We start from the raw sequence: 15,434 nt of genomic DNA, 5'->3' as shown, positions 1-15,434 counted from the left end.
GGCACCGCAATCCCCGAGGACACGATATCCCGGACGGGGGGGGTGCGTCGCCCGTCCGGGAGGGGGGACGGGCGCCGGCGACGGGGCTCGCGCTACTTCTTGTCCTTGGTCTCGACGTCACCCGAGAGCGCGGCGATGAACGCCTCCTGGGGGACCTCGACGCGGCCGACCATCTTCATCCGCTTCTTGCCCTCCTTCTGCTTCTCGAGGAGCTTGCGCTTGCGGGTGATGTCGCCGCCGTAGCACTTGGCGAGGACGTCCTTGCGCATCGCGCTGATCGACTCGCGGGCGATGATCCGGGCGCCGATGGCGGCCTGGATCGGCACCTCGAACTGCTGACGCGGGATCAGCTTGCGCAGGCGCCCCGTCATCAGCACGCCGTAGGCGTAGGCCTTCTCCCGGTGCACGATCGCGCTGAACGCGTCGACCTGCTCGCCCTGCAGCAGGATGTCGACCTTCACGAGGTCGGCCTCCTGCGAGCCGGCGGGCTCGTAGTCGAGCGAGGCGTAGCCGGCGGTCTTTGACTTGAGGTTGTCGAAGAAGTCGAAGACGATCTCGCCGAGGGGCATGTGGTAGCGGATCTCGACCCGGTCCTCGCCCAGGTACTCCATGCCGATCAGGGTCCCGCGGCGGCTCTGGCAGAGCTCCATGATCGTGCCGACGTAGTCCTTCGGCGCGAGGATCGCGGCCTTGACGATCGGCTCCGTGACGGCGGCGATCTTCCCGACGGGGAACTCGCTCGGGTTCGTGACGGTGACGGTCTTCTTGTCCTCCGTCGAGACCTCGTAGATGACCGAGGGCGCCGTGGTGATGAGGTCGAGACCGAACTCGCGCTGCAGGCGCTCGGTGATGATCTCGAGGTGCAGGAGGCCGAGGAAGCCGCAGCGGAAGCCGAAGCCGAGCGCCACCGACGTCTCGGGCTCGTAGACGAGCGCCGCGTCCGAGAGCTTGAGCTTGTCGAGGGCCTCGCGCAGGTCCGGGTAGTCGCTGCCGTCGATCGGGTACAGGCCCGAGAACACCATCGGGAGCGGCTCGGTGTAGCCGGGCAGCGCCTGCGTCGCGGGCTTGGACGCCGTGGTGACGGTGTCGCCGACCTTCGACTGGCGCACGTCCTTCACACCGGTGATCAGGTAGCCCACCTCGCCGACCGCGAGACCCTGTGTCGCGACGGGCTCGGGGCTCGACACGCCGATCTCGAGGATCTCGTGCGTGGCGCGGGTCGACATCATCTGGATCTTCTCGCGCGGCGAGAGCTTGCCATCGATCATCCGGACGTAGGTGACGACCCCGCGGTAGGCGTCGTACACGGAGTCGAAGATCATGGCGCGCGCAGGGGCGGAGGGGTCGCCGACGGGCGGCGGGATGAGCTCGGTGACGCGGTCGAGCAGCGCCTCGACGCCCATGCCGGTCTTGCCGGAGACGCGGAGGACGTCGTCCGGGTCGCCGCCGATGAGGCTCGCGAGCTCCTTCGCGTACTTCTCGGGATCCGCGGCCGGCAGGTCGATCTTGTTCAGGACAGGGATGATCGTGAGGTCGTTCTCGAGCGCGAGGTAGAGGTTCGCGAGCGTCTGCGCCTCGATGCCCTGCGCCGCGTCGACCAGGAGGATCGCGCCCTCGCAGGCCGCCAGCGAGCGGCTGACCTCGTAGGAGAAGTCGACGTGACCCGGAGTGTCGATCATGTTCAGGGCGAACGTGCGCCCGTCGCGCTCCCACGGCATCCGCACGGCCTGCGACTTGATCGTGATGCCGCGCTCGCGCTCGATGTCCATGCGGTCGAGGTACTGCGCGCGCATCGCCCGGTCCTCGACGACACCCGTGATGCCGAGCATCCGGTCGGCGAGGGTGGACTTGCCGTGGTCGATGTGGGCGATGATGCAGAAGTTGCGGATGGACGCCGGATCGGTCGCGGCGGGCTCGAGCCCGGAGTGTGCACGTGGAGACATCGTGGGACCAGTGTCCCATGCCCGGCGGCGGAGGCCGGGACCGGCGGCTACAGATCGAGTCCGTAGGTGCGGGTGGGCTCGACGCCGGGCGGGTTCTCCCGCTCGCCGAGGCGGACGAAGCCCATGCTCTCGTAGAGGGCGTGCGCGGTGGTCATCAGCGTGCCGCTGTTCATCACGACCCGCTGGAGGCCCCGCTCAGCGGCGAGCATCACGACGAACTCCGTGAGCAGCCGCCCGAGACCCCGCCCGCGTGCCTCCGGGGCGACGGCGAGCAGCCGCCAGTCCAGCTCGCCGGGGCGGCCGAGCTCGTAGAGGTTCGCGCCCGGGCGCGCGGTGGTGACCGTGGCGAGGATCCGCCCGTCGCCCTCGACGGCGACCCAGACCTCGCCCTCGACGTCGTGCCGGGCGACCGCGGCGACGTCGGCGGCGTACTCCTCCCCCAGCTCGTAGTCGTGGGCGTAGGCGGCGAGCCGCAGGCGCGAGACCTCGTCGTACTCCTGGGCCCGGACGCGCCGGACCAGCACCTCGGCGGCGCTCATCCGCGCACCGGGGCCGGGAGGGCGCGCAGCCCGTGCTCGAGCGCGGCGGGATCCGCGGCGAGGCAGACGCGGATCCAGCCCTCGCCGGTGCGGCCGAAGGCGCTGCCGGGCGCGACGGCGACGAGGGTCTCGAGGAGGAAGGACTCGACCCACGAGGCGACGTCCCCGCCGGTCGCGTGCGCCATGTCGATCCACAGGTAGAACGCGCCCTCGGGCTCGCGGTAGGCGATCCCCCGCTCGTCGAGCACGCCCGTCGCGAGCCGCAGGTTGGCGAGGTAGTGGTCGGAGGCGGACGCCACCGCGTCCTGCGGCCCGGTCAGAGCGGCGAGGGCGGCGCGCTGGTCCGGAGTGGCGACGCAGCTGATCGCCGCCTCCTGCACCGTGACCATGATCGACGTGAAGCCGGGAGGCGTCACGAGGTAGCCGACGCGGACGCCGGTCATCGCGTAGGTCTTCGAGAAGGAGAAGACGCTGAGGACGCGGTCGGCGTCGTCCCCGCGCTCCTGCGCGATCGCCGCGAGGCTCACGTGCGGGCGCCCGTAGGTGAAGTACTCGTAGACCTCGTCGCTGAGCACCCACAGGTCGTGGCGCCGGGCGATGTCGAGCAGGCGCTCGAGGACCTCCCTCGGGAACACCACGCCGAGCGGGTTGGACGGGCTGTTGACGATCAGGACGCGGGTCCGGTCGGTGATCAGGCGCTCGACCTCCTCGGGATCGGGGAGGAAGGCGTTCTCAGCGCGCAGCGTGTACGGCACGGGGACGGCGCCGATGGTCCGCGCGTTGGTCGTGAAGACGGTGTAGCCCGGGTCGGGGATGAGCACCTCGTCGCCGGGCCCGAGCAGGAGCGTCATCGCCTGGTGCAGCGCCTGCGTGGCGCCGACGGTCACCCAGACCTGCTCGACGTCCGCCTCGATGCCGTTGTCTCGTGCCAGCTTCTCGACGATGGCGCGCCGGAGCTCGGGGACTCCGCCGTTGGGCCCGTAGCGGGTGTCATCGGCCGCCCACGCCGCCCGTGCCGCCTCGATGATGTGCGGCGCGGTCGGCACGTCGGGCTCGCCCACCGCGAGGAGGGTGACTCCGTCGAGCCGCAGCGCGATCTCGAACAGGTGGCGGATGCCCGAGGGCGGCACCGCGGAGAGGTGATCGGCGAGACGGGGCACCGGCGTCACGTTACCGGCGGGCCCGGACCGCGAGACGCCACGGCGGTCCGCCTCCCCCGGCGTGTCGCCCCGGCGGCCCCGACCCGGACGGCGCCGCACCCGCGGGCGCGGCGCGGTTGAAGGGTGACGACGGGTGCGCTAAAGTTCCTTGTTGGCTTGCGCTCCCCCTCCGGACACCCGGCAGGCGTGGAGTGATCAGAAGCCGGCGACCTCCAGTCGCACCGCAGGGCGTTCAGACGCCCGCGGAAGGGGCACTCCGTCGAGTAGCCGGCTGCACACACGCACATCCGAGAAGAAGGTAATCCACGTGGCAAACATCAAGTCGCAGATCAAGCGCAACCTCACCAACAAGAAGGCGAACGAGCGCAACAAGGCCGTCAAGAGCGAGCTGAAGACCGCCATCCGCTCGGTCCACACCGCCATCGCCGCCGGCGACACCGAGAAGGCCGGCACCGCCCTCGCCTTCGCCGCCAAGAAGCTCGACAAGGCCGCCAGCAAGGGCGTCATCCACAAGAACCAGGCCGCGAACCGCAAGTCGGCCATCGCGAAGCAGGTCGCCGCGCTGTAGTACTGCGCGAAGCTGCAACGACGAAGGGTCCGGCCTCTGGCCGGGCCCTTCGTCGTTCCCGCTTCGCGGTCGACGGGCTCCTCGTGCCTCGTCGCCCGTCGCGCGGTCGGCTCACAGGGGTGGTCGCGGTGGGAGGAGCGTCCTGCGTTCCGGGTACGACGATCCGCTGACACGCGGATCGCCGGTGACCCTGCGAGGGCATCGTCCGGCTCTCGATCGGCTGCGGCCCGGTCGGCTACCGCGGAGGGTCGCGGGGGGGAGGAGCGGAGAGCGTTCCGGGGTACGACGATCCGCTGACACGCGGATCGCCGGTGACCCGCACCGATCTCGACGAGCTCCTCGTGCCTCGTCGCCCGTCGCGCGGTCGGCATGCAGGGGTGGTCGCGGTGGGAGAAGCGGGAAGCGCTCCGGGTACGACGATCCGCTCGCACGCGGATCGCCGGTGACCCTGCACCGATCTCGACGAGCTCCTCGTGCCTCGTCGCCCGTCGCGCGGTCGGCTTCCAGGGGTGGTCGCGGTGGGAGGAGCGGGGAGCGTTCCGGGTACGACGATCCGCTCGCACGCGGATCGCCGGTGACCCTGCAGGGTCGTCGTCCGACTCTTCGTCGGCCGCGGTGCGACCCTGCGAGGGGAGGTGATCCCCTCACTGCTGGTCGAGTGGACGCGGAGCGGCGTATCGAGAACCGCCGGGGACGAGGTCGGTGCGGATCGCGGGAGCAGGGCCTTTCGGGCGGGTCAGAGGCCCCGGGCGGAGACGACGGAGACCATGCGCTCGAGGGCGTACACGGGGTCGCGGGTGGCGCCCTTCACGTTCGCGTCGGCGTCGGCGACCGTCAGGATCGCGGTGCCGAGGCCCTCGCCGGTCCAGCCCTGCAGGTCGCGCCGGGCCCGGTCCACCTGCCACGGAGCGAGGCCCAGACGCGAGGCGACCTGGCCCGAGCCCTCGCGCGAGCCGGCGACCTTCGCCATGGTCCGCAGCTTGCTCGCGAACGCGGCGACGATCGGTACCGGGTCGGCACCGGAGGCGAGGGCGTGGCGGAGCCCGAGCAGCGCCTCGCCGTGACGGCCCGCGATCGCGGAGTCGGCGACGGTGAAGGCCGTGGTCTCGACGCGGCCGCCGTAGTACTTCGCCACGGTCGCCTCGGTGATCTCGCCGGTGACGTCGGACAGCAGCTGCTGGCACGCCGACGCGAGCTCGTCGAGGTCGTCGGAGAAGGCAGACACCAGGGCTCGGACGGCACCGGTGGTCGCCGTGCGGCCGGCGGTGCGGAACTCGGCGATCGCGAAGTCGACCTTGTCGCTCTCGCGCTTGAGCTCGGCGCAGACGATCTCGATGCCGCCGCCCGTGCCCGAGCGGATGGCGTCGAGGAGCTTCTTGCCCCGGTTGCCGCCGCCGTGGCGGAGCACCAGGGTCGCCCCGTCCGCGGGCGCCGAGAGGTAGTCGAGGGTCTCGAGGAGGAACGCGTCCGTGCACTTCTCGACGTTCGAGACGCGGATGAGGCGGGGCTCGTCGAAGAGGGACGGGCTCGCGAGCGTCAGCAGCTCCCCCGGCGCGTAGCCGCCGGCGTCGATGTCGCTGACCTCGAGGCTCGGGTCCTCGGCCCGGAGGAACTCGCGGAGGAAGCGCAGCGCGCGGTCGGCGAGGAACTGCTCCGGGCCGGTGATCAGCACGATCGGCGCCGGCCGGGTCTGGTTCCAGGCGAGCTGCGGGATCGCCGCCTTCGAGGGCGCTGCCTTCGCGCGCGCCGGGGCCCTGCCTGCCATGCCGTGTCCTTCCGTGCCGCGCCCGTCCGAGCGCCCTCCACCCTACGGCCCGCTCACGGCGCCCCGAGGCCGCCGCGGGAGCCGTCGCGCCGCTCACCCAGACCGCGATCCCGTCGCTGCGGGACGCGAGCACGACCGTACCCTCGACATCCGACCTCAGCGCCTCGACCCCGCGCTCGGCCAGCAGAGCGAGGAGCGACGGATTCGGATGACCGTAGTCGTTCTCCGCCCCGACGGAGATCAGCCCGACGCTCGCGCCGAGCGCGTCGTAGAGGGCGGGCGACTGGTCGGCGGAGCCGTGGTGCGCGACCTTGACGACGTCGACCCGGCCGACCGGCAGTCGGGAGACGCGCCCCTGCTCCTGCTCGCCGAGGTCGCCCAGGAGTGCGACGGAGAGCGGGCCGCCGCGGGCGTCCGCGCCGATGTCGACCCGGAGGGTCACGCTCGCCTCGTTGCCCCGCAGCGCGCTCCGCCGCTCCGGCCACTCGACCCGCCAGCGCAGCGAGCCGAGCGCGCCGCTGTCGCCGCGGACCGCCTCCTGCACGGCGACCCCGGCGCCGGTGAGCGCCGCCCGGTCGCGCTCGTCCTCGCGGCCCGCGGCGGGCCCGACGAGCGCGGCATCGGTCCGTCCGAGGACGGCGTGGAGCCCGCCGACGTGGTCGAGGTCGTAGTGAGTGAGCACCAGCAGCGGGATCCGGTCCACTCCCATCAGGCGGAGGCAGGCCTCGAGCGGTGCGGGCTCGGGCCCCGTGTCGACGAGCAGCACGCCCGCGTCTCCGCGGAGGAGGACCGCGTCGCCCTGCCCGACGTCGCACATCGCGACACGCCAGTCCTCGGGAACCGAGGCGGCGCGGAGGAGCGGCGTGGCGACGGTGGTGCCGCCGGCGGCCGCGATCGCGCACGCCAGCCCGACGGCGGCGATCCGGCGCACCCGCGCGAGCCGCGGCGACTGCGTGACGAGCACGAGGGCGAGCAGGGTCAGCACGGTGAGCGCGAGCGCTCCTCCCACGCCGGGCCACCAGGCGATCCTCGGAGCGGGCCACGAGTCGACGGCGCGGGCGATCGAGGCGATCCACCAGGCGGGAACGGCGGCGAGACGGATCGCCGCGTCGGCGGCTCCGGGCCACCAGGGAGCGAGCAGGCAGCCGATGAGCCCGAGCCCGGTCGCGGCGGGTGCCGCGGGCTCGGCGAGCAGGTTGGCGAGCACTCCGTACACCGGCACCGACGGGTCCACGAGCAGCAGCACGGGCTGGCAGGCGAGCTGCGCCGCGGTCGGCACCGCGAGCAGCAGGGCGAGAGGCCGGGGCAGCACCCGACCGAGAGCGCCCGCGATCGGCTCGGCGAGCAGCAGGAGTCCGGCGGTGGCGAGGACGGACAGCACGAAGCCGAGCCTCCCCCGCGATCGAGGGGTCGGCGGCCACGAGGAGGACGACGGTCGCGAGCAGAGCGGGCACGGCCGCTCCGGAGCGACGCCCGAGCCGCGCGAGGAGGACCACCGTCGCCATCACGGCGGCCCGCACCACGCTCGGCTCGGGGGTCACCAGCACCACGAAGCCGGCGAGCAGGGCGAGGGCGGCGACGGTCCGGAGGCGGCGCCCGGCGCCGAGGAGCGCCGCGATCGTCCAGCCGGCGACCACCACCACGGCGCAGTTGGCGCCCGAGACGGCGGTCAGGTGGGTGAGCGACGCGGTGCGCATCGCCTCCTCGAGCCCCGCGTCGAGCGCGGACGTGTCGCCGGTCGCGAGGCCCGGCAGCAGCCCCGCCACGTCGCCGCCGACCAGCGCCGCGCGTTCGAGGAAGCGCGAGCGCAGCACCTCCGCGACGGCCGCCGCTCCCCCGGGACCGCGCCGGTCCTGAACGGACGCCGCCCTCAGCATCGTCGCCTCGCCGACGGGCGCCTCCTGCGCCGCAGCACGCGCCTCCAGGTCGAGCTCGGCGCCCACCGGCAGCCGACCGCCGGGATCGGCGAGCAGCACGCGGACGGGGGCCGCGGTCGACGCGTCTCCCACCCGCAGCGCCGTCGCGTCGAACCACACTCCCCCGGTCGCGAGCGGTCGGGCACCCGTGTCGACGCGCACGGTGACCGGGGTGAGGGCGCGATCCTCCTGTGCCTCCCGCAGCGACGCCGGGTGGTCACCGGGCGCCGCGGCGACGACGGAGGTGAGGGCGAGGGCGGCACCCGCGCCCCCGACGAGCACCGCTCCGACCAGCCGCCCGCCGAGGCCGCGCCGGAGCAGGACGCACGCCGCCCCGAGCAGCACCCAGCCCGCGGCGCACCACGAGAGGCCCCCGTCGAGCACTGCCGCGACCGGCAGCATCCCGGCCGCCCACGCGGTGGTCCAGGCGGCCACCGCTGCCGGCAGGAGCCGCAGGTCCGCCGCCCGCACGCTCCTCACGGCGCGACCTGGTCGCGGAACGCGGCGAGCGTCTTCTCGCCGATCCCGGGGACCTCGAGCAGCTGGTCGACAGAGGAGAACGGGCCGTTCGCCTCCCGGTGGGCGACGATCTTCTTCGCGGTCGCCGGGCCGATCTCGGGCAGCTCCTCCAGCTGGGCCGCCGTCGCCGTGCTCAGGCTCAGCACGGATCCGGCGGCGGAGGACCCTCCTGAAGCGGCCCCGCCCGGAGCCGCTCCCGCCGCGGCCGGCGCCGCTCCCACGGCCGGCACGACGATCTGCTCGCCGTCCACGAGCCTCCGGGCCAGGTTGACCGCCGCGCGCTCCGCCGACTCCTGGAACCCTCCGGCGGCGGCGACCGCGTCCGCCACCCGCGCCTCCGGCGACAGGACGTACAGCCCGGGAGAGGCGACCTCCCCGGCCACGTGCACGTACAGCGACTCGACCACCGCAGCAGCGGGCGCGCTCGTCGATACGGCGGGCTCCAGGACCCGCTCATGACCGCTCGACCGCGCTCCCGCGAGCAGCACCGCGACCACCGCGGCGCCGATGACGAGCACGACCGCCGCTCCCACTCCCACGCGCCAGCGCGGGCGGGCGCGCCGAGGCCGCAGCAGCGCCGTCAGCTGCTCGTCGTCCGTCCCGCTGGTCTCTGGCATCCGCCGACGGTAGGACCCGTGTCCCCGCCCGGAGCGGCCGCCGACGCCGATCCGGGGAGAGCCCGCCGGATCGCCTCCCTGTGGAGGAGAGGGCAGCACCGGCGCAGAACGCACGACGGGGCCCCTCCCGCGAGAGGAGGAGCCCCGTCTGGACGGATCGGCGGCTAGACCGCCTTCGTCACCAGGTTCACCAGGCGCGGCGCCCGCACGATCGCCTTCACGACCTCGCGGCCGACGAGAGCCCGGGCGACGCCGGCCGTGGCCCGCGCCTTCTCCTCGAGCTCGTCGGAGGAGATCTTCGGCGAGACCTCGAGCCGGTCGCGGACCTTGCCGTCGACCTGCAGGATCGCCGTGACCTTCTCCTCGACCAGCAGCGACGGGTCGGCCTTGCGCCACAGCGCGTGCGCGACGGTGCCCTCGTAGCCCAGGCGGTGCCACATGTCCTCCGCCGTGTACGGCGCGAACAGGTTGAGGGCCATCGCGACCACCTCGACCGCCTCGCGGACCGCGGGGTCCCCGGCCCCGGCGCCCGAGTCGACGACCTTGCGGGTCGCGTTGACGAGCTCCATCAGCCGCGCGACCACGACGTTGAACTTGAACGCCTCGATCAGCGACGGGGACTCCGCGAGGAAGCGGTGGGTCTGGCGGCGCAGAGCCGCGTCGCCCGACTTCCACTCGACGTCGGGCCTCGAGGTGACGTCCTTCGCCAGGCGCCAGGCGCGGGCGAGGAACTTCGCGCTGCCGCCGGGCGAGACGTCGGCCCAGTCGATGTCGTCCTCGGGCGGGCCGGCGAACGCCATCGTCAGGCGCACGGCGTCGACGCCGAACTCGTCCAGCTGGTCCGAGAGGCGGACGATGTTGCCCTTCGACTTGGACATCGCCGCGCCGTCCATCTGCACCATGCCCTGGTTCAGCAGCGCCGTGAACGGCTCCGTGAACGACACGTAGCCCAGGTCGAACAGCACCTTGGTGATGAAGCGCGCGTACAGCAGGTGCAGGATCGCGTGCGTCACGCCCCCGACGTACTGGTCGACGGGCGCCCACTTCTCGGCGAGCTTCGGATCGAAGGCCTGCGTGTCGTCCTTCGGCGAGAGGAAGCGGAGGAAGTACCACGAGGAGTCGACGAAGGTGTCCATCGTGTCCGGGTCGCGGCGGGCGGGCGAGCCGTCCACCGGGTGCGGCACGTTCACCCAGTCCTCCGCCGCTCCGAGCGGCGACGAGCCCTTCGGCTGCAGGTCGAGACCGTCGGTGGAGGGCAGGACGACGGGCAGCTGGTCCTCGGGAACCGGCACGAGCTCGCCGTCGGCTCCGTGGATGATCGGGATGGGGGTGCCCCAGTAGCGCTGACGCGAGATCAGCCAGTCGCGCAGGCGGTAGTTCTTGGCCGAGCGGCCGCGGCCGCGCTCCTCGAGCATCCTGATGACGCGCTCGATGGCGGTGCGCTTGGAGAGCCCGTCGAGCGGCCCGGAGTTGATCAGGCGGCCGTCGCCGGTCAGCGCCTCGCCGGTCGTGGCGGGGTCGAGCGAGTACTCCTTCTCGAGCGCGGCCAGCTCCTCCGGGTCCTCCGGGATGACCGGGATCGCCCCGGTGACGGACGCGTTGGTGTCGACGACCACGCGCACGGGCAGGTCGAAGGCGCGGGCGAAGTCGAGGTCGCGCTGGTCGTGCGCGGGCACGGCCATGACGGCTCCGTGGCCGTAGTCCGAGAGGACGTAGTCGGCGGCCCAGATCGGCAGCCGCTCGCCGTTCACGGGGTTCACCGCGTAGCGGCCGAGGAACACGCCGGTCTTGGGGCGGTCGGCAGTCAGGCGCTCGATCTCGCTCGACTTCTGCACCGTCTCGAGGTAGCTGCGGAACGCGTCGCGGATCGCGGGCTCGGAGCCCTCGACCAGCTCGGAGGCGAGGTCGGAGTCGGGCGCGACGACCATGAAGGTCGCCCCGTAGAGCGTGTTGGGGCGCGTGGTGAAGACGGTGACGCGCTCGTCGCGGCCCTCGATCTCGAACTCGACGTCGGCGCCGATGGAGCGGCCGATCCAGTTGCGCTGCATGGCGATGACCTTCGACGGCCAGGAGCCCTCGAGCTGGTTCAGGTCGTCGAGCAGCCGGTCGGCGTAGTCGGTGATCTTGAAGTACCACTGCGTGAGCTTCTTCTTGACCACGACCGCGCCGGAGCGCTCGGAGGTGCCGTCCGCCAGGACCTGCTCGTTCGCCAGGACCGTCTGGTCCACCGGGTCCCAGTTGACCCAGCTGTCCTTGCGGTAGGCGAGGCCCTTCTCGTACATCTTGAGGAACAGCCACTGGTTCCACTTGTAGTACTCGGGGTCGGAGGTGTGCAGCACGCGGTCCCAGTCGAAGGACGCGGCGTAGCGCTTCATCGAGCGCTTCTGCTGCTCGATGTTGTCGTAGGTCCAGGTGACCGGGTTCAGCCCGCGCTTGATCGCGGCGTTCTCGGCGGGCAGGCCGAAGCTGTCCCAGCCGATCGGGTGGAGGACGTTGAAGCCCTGCTGGCGCCAGTAGCGCGCGATCACGTCTCCGAGCGCGTACGCCTCGGCGTGGCCCATGTGCAGGTCGCCCGAGGGGTACGGGAACATGTCGAGCACGTACTTGCGGGGGCGCTTGTCGTCGGGGTCGTCCGTCGCGAACGGGCGCGTCTCCTCCCAGATCGGGAGCCACTTCTCCTGGAGCGCTCGGAAGTCGTAGCGCTCCTCGTCGCTCGCGCCGGTCTGCCGGGAGGTGTCTTCTGCCACAGGTGCTTCTCACTTCTGAAGGAGGGGGAGAACGCGCACGCGTGGGCGGCTGCGTTCGACCATCAACCCTACTGGCCCTGCGCGCACGGGAGACGAACGCGGCGCCCGCTCACTCCTCGGCGGCGCCCAGCACCGCGAGGAGCGCCCGCGCCTTCAGCCGCGTCTCCTCGACCTCCTCCTCCGGCACCGAGAGCGCGGTGATGCCGCCGCCGGTCCCCAGGCGGGCGCGCTCGCCGTCGAGCACGAGGGTGCGGATGGTCATCGCGAGGTCCAGCGAGCCGTCCGAGCCCAGGCGGCCGAAGGCGCCGGAGTAGACGCCGCGGGGACCGCCCTCCCACTCCCGCAGCAGCTCCACCGCCCGGCGCTTGGGCGCTCCCGTCATCGAGCCGGCCGGGAAGAGGGCTGCAATCAGCTCGGCGATCCCGACGCCCGGCGCGCGGCGGGCCGAGACCTCGCTGACCAGCTGGTGGACGTGCGGGTAGCTCTCCACCTCGAGCAGGCGGTCGACGACGACGGAGCCGGGGGCGGCGATCCGGGCGAGGTCGTTGCGGACGAGGTCCACGATCATCACGTTCTCGGCCCGCTCCTTCACGCTCGAGACGAGCTCGTCCCGGAGCGCGCGGTCCTCGTCGGCGTCCCGGCCCCGGGGGCGCGTGCCCTTGATGGGATGCGTGGTGACGCGTCCGTCGGCCCCGCCGGTGAGGAACCGCTCGGGCGAGGCGCTGACGAGCGCGAGCGGGCCGAGGCGGATCAGCGCGCCGTGATGGCTCGGGCTGGAGCGGCGGAGGCGACGGTACGCCTCGACCGGATCGAACCGGCCCTCGACGACGATCTCGTCGGTGAGGCAGAGCTGGTAGGCGTCCCCCGCGCGGATGGCCTCCTGGCAGCGGCCGATCAGCGCCGTGTACTCGGCGGCGGAGTGACGGCGGACCGAGACGCCGGCGGGCTCGGGATCCGCGGGGTCCGCGGGTGCGAGCGCGCCGACGAGCTCGAGCAGGCGCACGGTGAGCTCCTGCGCGTCTCCTGTCGCGACCAGGCGGACGGTCCGGGTGCCGTGGTCGAACTCGAGCACGGGGTCGCCCCGGAGCAGGGCGAGGGCCGGCGGATCCGCGGGGCCGGTCGGCGCCGAGGGCAGGGAGACGGAGGCGGCTCCCGCCTCGTAGGAGATCCAGCCGTAGCGGCCGAGCGCGCGGTCGCCCGCGGGGGCCTCGTCGTCGACCGCGGCGAGCGCCGCCGCCACGTCGCCGCCGGCCTCGACGAGGAGCACGTCCTCGCGGGCGCACGCCCCGAGGTAGGAGCGGCCGCTCGTCGCTCCGAGGCCCGAGTCGAGCCAGAACGACGCCTCGGCCGTGGCGAACAGGGCGTGGTGCGCGAGCTCCGGATCGACCCAGGGCAGCTCGACCGAGCGGACGTGCCGATCCTCCGAGACCACTGGGCTAGCGTAGGCGGTCGTGGACGGCGAGCAGGTTCGGGAGTGGGACGGGCGGGCCCTGACGAGCGTTCCCGAGCCACCCGGCACCTCCCTGGACGCGGCCGACTCCTGGCTGGTGGACGAGGGCCGGGTCCGCGGACTCGACCTGCACCGCGAGCGGTTCGCCGCCTCCGTCGCCTCGGCGGGAGGGCACCCGGACGTCGAGGCGTTCCTCGACGCCGCGATCGCCGCCCTGCCCCGCGAGGGCCGGTCCTTCCCGCGCGTCGAGCTCTCAGGAGGCGCCCTGCGGCTCCGGCTGCGACCCGCCCCGCCGACGACCCGCTCCGTGGTGCTGTGGACGAGCCCCGCGGATCCGCGCCGGACACCCTCCTGGAAGGGGCCGGACATCGCACGTCTTGCCCTCCTCCGCACGCGCGCGCACGCCGCGGGAGCGGACGAGGCCGTGCTGCTCGACGCCGACGGCGCAGTCATCGACGGAGCGAGCAGCGCGATCCTGTGGTGGCTGGGCGATGCGCTGGTCGTCCCTCCGGCGACGAGTACGCGCGTGCGCAGCGTGACGGCCCGCACGGTCTCAGTGCTCGCCGGCGCGCTCGGCGTGGACGTGATCGAGGCCCCGGCCGAGCCGGAGTCGCTCGAGGGCCGTGAGGTCTGGACGGCCAACGCCCTGCACGGTCTGCGGCTGGCGACCGCCTGGGCGGACGGACCGGCGCTCGCCGCGGAGCCGGGCCGCCTGGACGCCTGGCGGAAGCGGCTGGACGCTCTCAGGCGGCCTCTCCCGGCGCTCTGACCCGCGGAGGACCTCAGCTCCCGCGCGTCCCCCAGACGGAGGGCCCCCGTTCCGGTCCCACTCGTGCGTCCGCCGTGCGAGCATCGAGTACCCCCTCTTCCGGCCCCTGCCGGCCACTCGAGAAAGTCCTGCGATGACGCGTTCCCCCTCCCTCCGCCCCCTCGCCTCCGGGCTGATCGCGCTCGTCGCGACCGGTGCCCTGCTCTTCGGCGCGACCCCGGCCCTCGCCGCGGAGAACCCGCAGAAGCCCCTGTCCTCCTCCGAGGAGGCGCCGACCGGCCTCGCTCCCGCGAGCGAGTCGCCCGAGGCCGCCCAGCAGACCGCCCGCGCGGCCGTCAGCTACTACAACGCCCTCGTCGGCGGCGAGGAGCTGGCCGCCGGACAGCGGATCGTCTCGGGCACGAACGGGTACTCGTTCCGGATGCAGACCGACGGCAACGCGGTCGTCTACGACCCGCAGGGCCGCCCCACCTTCGCGACGAACACCCAGGGCCGCGGCGACCACCTGGTCATGCAGACCGACGGCAACATGGTCGTCTACTCCGCCAAGGGCGGCCCCGTGTGGAGCACGAACACGATCAACGAGGCGGGCGCCTCGGTGATCATGCAGCCCGACGGCAACCTCGTCGTCTACCGCGAGAACGGCTCGCCCGCCTGGGCGAGCAGCGTCCGCCGCGTCATCGCCGAGCCGGTGACCGACACGCTGTTCACGGAGCAGACCCTCCGCCCCGTCCACCAGCTCACCTCCGCCGACGGCCGCTTCAGCGCCGTCATGCAGAACGACGGCAACTTCGTCGGCTACGGCCCCCAGGGCGCCGTCTGGGGCACCGGCACCGGCGGCTCCGGCAACCGCATCACCATGCAGAAGGACGGCAACGCCGTCGTCTACGGCTCCGACGGCTCCGTCAAGTGGTTCTCGGGCACGCGCGGCAAGGACCTCCGCCTGGGCATCAACAACGCCGGCTCGCTGATCATCGTGAACCCGTCCGACGACGTGATCTGGACCAGCCAGGCCGCCTTCCCCTCGACCACCCTCTACGCGGCGAACTCGCTCGAGGCGGGCAGCTTCCTCCGCTCCGCGAACGGCGTCTACCGAGCGGTGATGCAGGCGGACGGCAACTTCGTCGTCTACGGCAAGAACGGCCCGATCTGGGCGTCGAAGACCACCCGCGCAGGCGGCTTCTTCGCCCTCGACACCAGCGGGCAGATCGCCGTGGGCACCGAGACGACGAGCGGATGGTCGGTCGTCCCGCCCGCCGCGTCGGTCGGCCCCTACAAGCTCGTCATGCAGGACGACGGCAACCTCGTCGAGTACGACAGCCGCCGCGCGGTCTGGGCCAGCCGCGGCTGACGCCCCTCCGCCACGACGCCCCCTGGTCCCCGGACCGGGGGGCGTCGTCGTCTCCCCCGCCGTGGGACGATTCCCCCGACCCCGCCGCCC

The 15,434-nt window shown here is 73.0% G+C and carries 10 protein-coding genes and 2 pseudogenes; 3 read left to right on the top strand and 9 right to left on the bottom strand.

The window, feature by feature from the left end; genetic code table 11:
* Nucleotides 1-92 precede the first annotated feature (92 nt).
* From lepA to C5C30_RS08415, 3 genes are read right to left on the bottom strand one after another with little or no spacing between them, the layout of a single operon-like run.
* A complete protein-coding gene (gene lepA / locus C5C30_RS08425; RefSeq protein WP_104223127.1) occupies nt 93-1,943 on the bottom strand; it encodes a translation elongation factor 4 in 1,851 nt (616 codons plus the stop codon).
* A gap of 47 nt (nt 1,944-1,990) precedes the next feature.
* Nucleotides 1,991-2,482 carry a GNAT family N-acetyltransferase gene (locus C5C30_RS08420; RefSeq protein WP_104223126.1) on the bottom strand — a complete coding sequence of 164 codons (492 nt, stop codon included), beginning with the start codon at nt 2,480-2,482 and terminating at the stop codon, nt 1,991-1,993.
* Entirely contained in the window at nt 2,479-3,642 is a 1,164-nt protein-coding gene (locus tag C5C30_RS08415) for a pyridoxal phosphate-dependent aminotransferase (RefSeq protein WP_104261544.1), read from the bottom strand. The genes C5C30_RS08420 and C5C30_RS08415 overlap by 4 nt, the downstream gene beginning before the upstream one ends.
* 307 nt (nt 3,643-3,949) lie before the next feature.
* On the opposite strand from C5C30_RS08415, the gene rpsT reads away from it, so the two are divergent.
* Nucleotides 3,950-4,210, top strand: coding sequence for a 30S ribosomal protein S20 (gene rpsT, locus C5C30_RS08410; RefSeq protein WP_097165711.1), 261 nt, complete (start codon nt 3,950-3,952; stop codon nt 4,208-4,210).
* Between the two features lie 736 nt (nt 4,211-4,946).
* Here rpsT and holA read toward each other — a convergent pair.
* The 6 genes and pseudogenes from holA to pabB all read right to left on the bottom strand — a co-directional run bounded on the left by holA (nt 4,947) and on the right by pabB (nt 13,206).
* On the bottom strand, nt 4,947-5,975 hold the full coding sequence (holA, locus tag C5C30_RS08405) for a DNA polymerase III subunit delta (RefSeq protein WP_104225645.1): 1,029 nt from the start codon (nt 5,973-5,975) through the stop codon (nt 4,947-4,949).
* A 562-nt stretch (nt 5,976-6,537) separates the two neighbouring features.
* Nucleotides 6,538-7,359: pseudogene (locus C5C30_RS18220) on the bottom strand (ComEC/Rec2 family competence protein); the annotation flags it as partial.
* 25 nt (nt 7,360-7,384) lie between these two features.
* Nucleotides 7,385-7,852 (bottom strand): annotated as a pseudogene (locus tag C5C30_RS18215) (ComEC/Rec2 family competence protein); the annotation flags it as partial.
* A gap of 515 nt (nt 7,853-8,367) precedes the next feature.
* Entirely contained in the window at nt 8,368-9,027 is a 660-nt protein-coding gene (locus tag C5C30_RS08380) for a ComEA family DNA-binding protein (RefSeq protein ID WP_104333531.1), read from the bottom strand.
* Between the two features lie 164 nt (nt 9,028-9,191).
* The gene (gene leuS / locus C5C30_RS08375; protein WP_104333530.1) at nt 9,192-11,774 is read right to left on the bottom strand and encodes a leucine--tRNA ligase; all 2,583 of its coding nucleotides are present in this window, start codon (nt 11,772-11,774) and stop codon (nt 9,192-9,194) included.
* A 109-nt stretch (nt 11,775-11,883) separates the two neighbouring features.
* Nucleotides 11,884-13,206 (bottom strand): aminodeoxychorismate synthase component I, encoded by a 1,323-nt coding sequence (gene pabB / locus C5C30_RS08370; protein ID WP_104333529.1) that lies wholly within the window; start codon nt 13,204-13,206, stop codon nt 11,884-11,886.
* Between the two features lie 19 nt (nt 13,207-13,225).
* On the opposite strand from pabB, the gene C5C30_RS08365 reads away from it, so the two are divergent.
* Together C5C30_RS08365 and C5C30_RS08360 are read left to right on the top strand one after the other, a co-directional pair.
* Nucleotides 13,226-13,993 carry an aminotransferase class IV gene (locus C5C30_RS08365; protein ID WP_258065850.1) on the top strand — a complete coding sequence of 256 codons (768 nt, stop codon included), beginning with the start codon at nt 13,226-13,228 and terminating at the stop codon, nt 13,991-13,993.
* A 133-nt stretch (nt 13,994-14,126) separates the two neighbouring features.
* Entirely contained in the window at nt 14,127-15,344 is a 1,218-nt protein-coding gene (locus C5C30_RS08360) for a hypothetical protein (protein ID WP_104333528.1), read from the top strand.
* Nucleotides 15,345-15,434: the final 90 nt, after the last annotated feature.

Origin of the sequence: Rathayibacter sp. AY2B5 (assembly GCF_002931645.1) — a bacterium.
In the GTDB taxonomy this organism is placed as follows: domain Bacteria; phylum Actinomycetota; class Actinomycetes; order Actinomycetales; family Microbacteriaceae; genus Rathayibacter.
The sequence above is the reverse complement of the archived record's forward strand: the minus strand, read 5'-3'. Positions and strand labels throughout refer to the sequence as shown.

Excerpts from the sequence above, each read along its gene's own strand:
- C5C30_RS08360 (WP_104333528.1), top strand. The coding sequence starts at position 14,127 with ATGACGCGTTCCCCCTCCCTCCGCCCCCTCGCCTCCGGGCTGATCGCG.
- C5C30_RS08380 (WP_104333531.1), bottom strand. The coding sequence starts at position 9,027 with ATGCCAGAGACCAGCGGGACGGACGACGAGCAGCTGACGGCGCTGCTG.
- holA (WP_104225645.1), bottom strand. The coding sequence starts at position 5,975 with ATGGCAGGCAGGGCCCCGGCGCGCGCGAAGGCAGCGCCCTCGAAGGCG.
- C5C30_RS08420 (WP_104223126.1), bottom strand. The coding sequence starts at position 2,482 with ATGAGCGCCGCCGAGGTGCTGGTCCGGCGCGTCCGGGCCCAGGAGTAC.
- lepA (WP_104223127.1), bottom strand. The coding sequence starts at position 1,943 with ATGTCTCCACGTGCACACTCCGGGCTCGAGCCCGCCGCGACCGATCCG.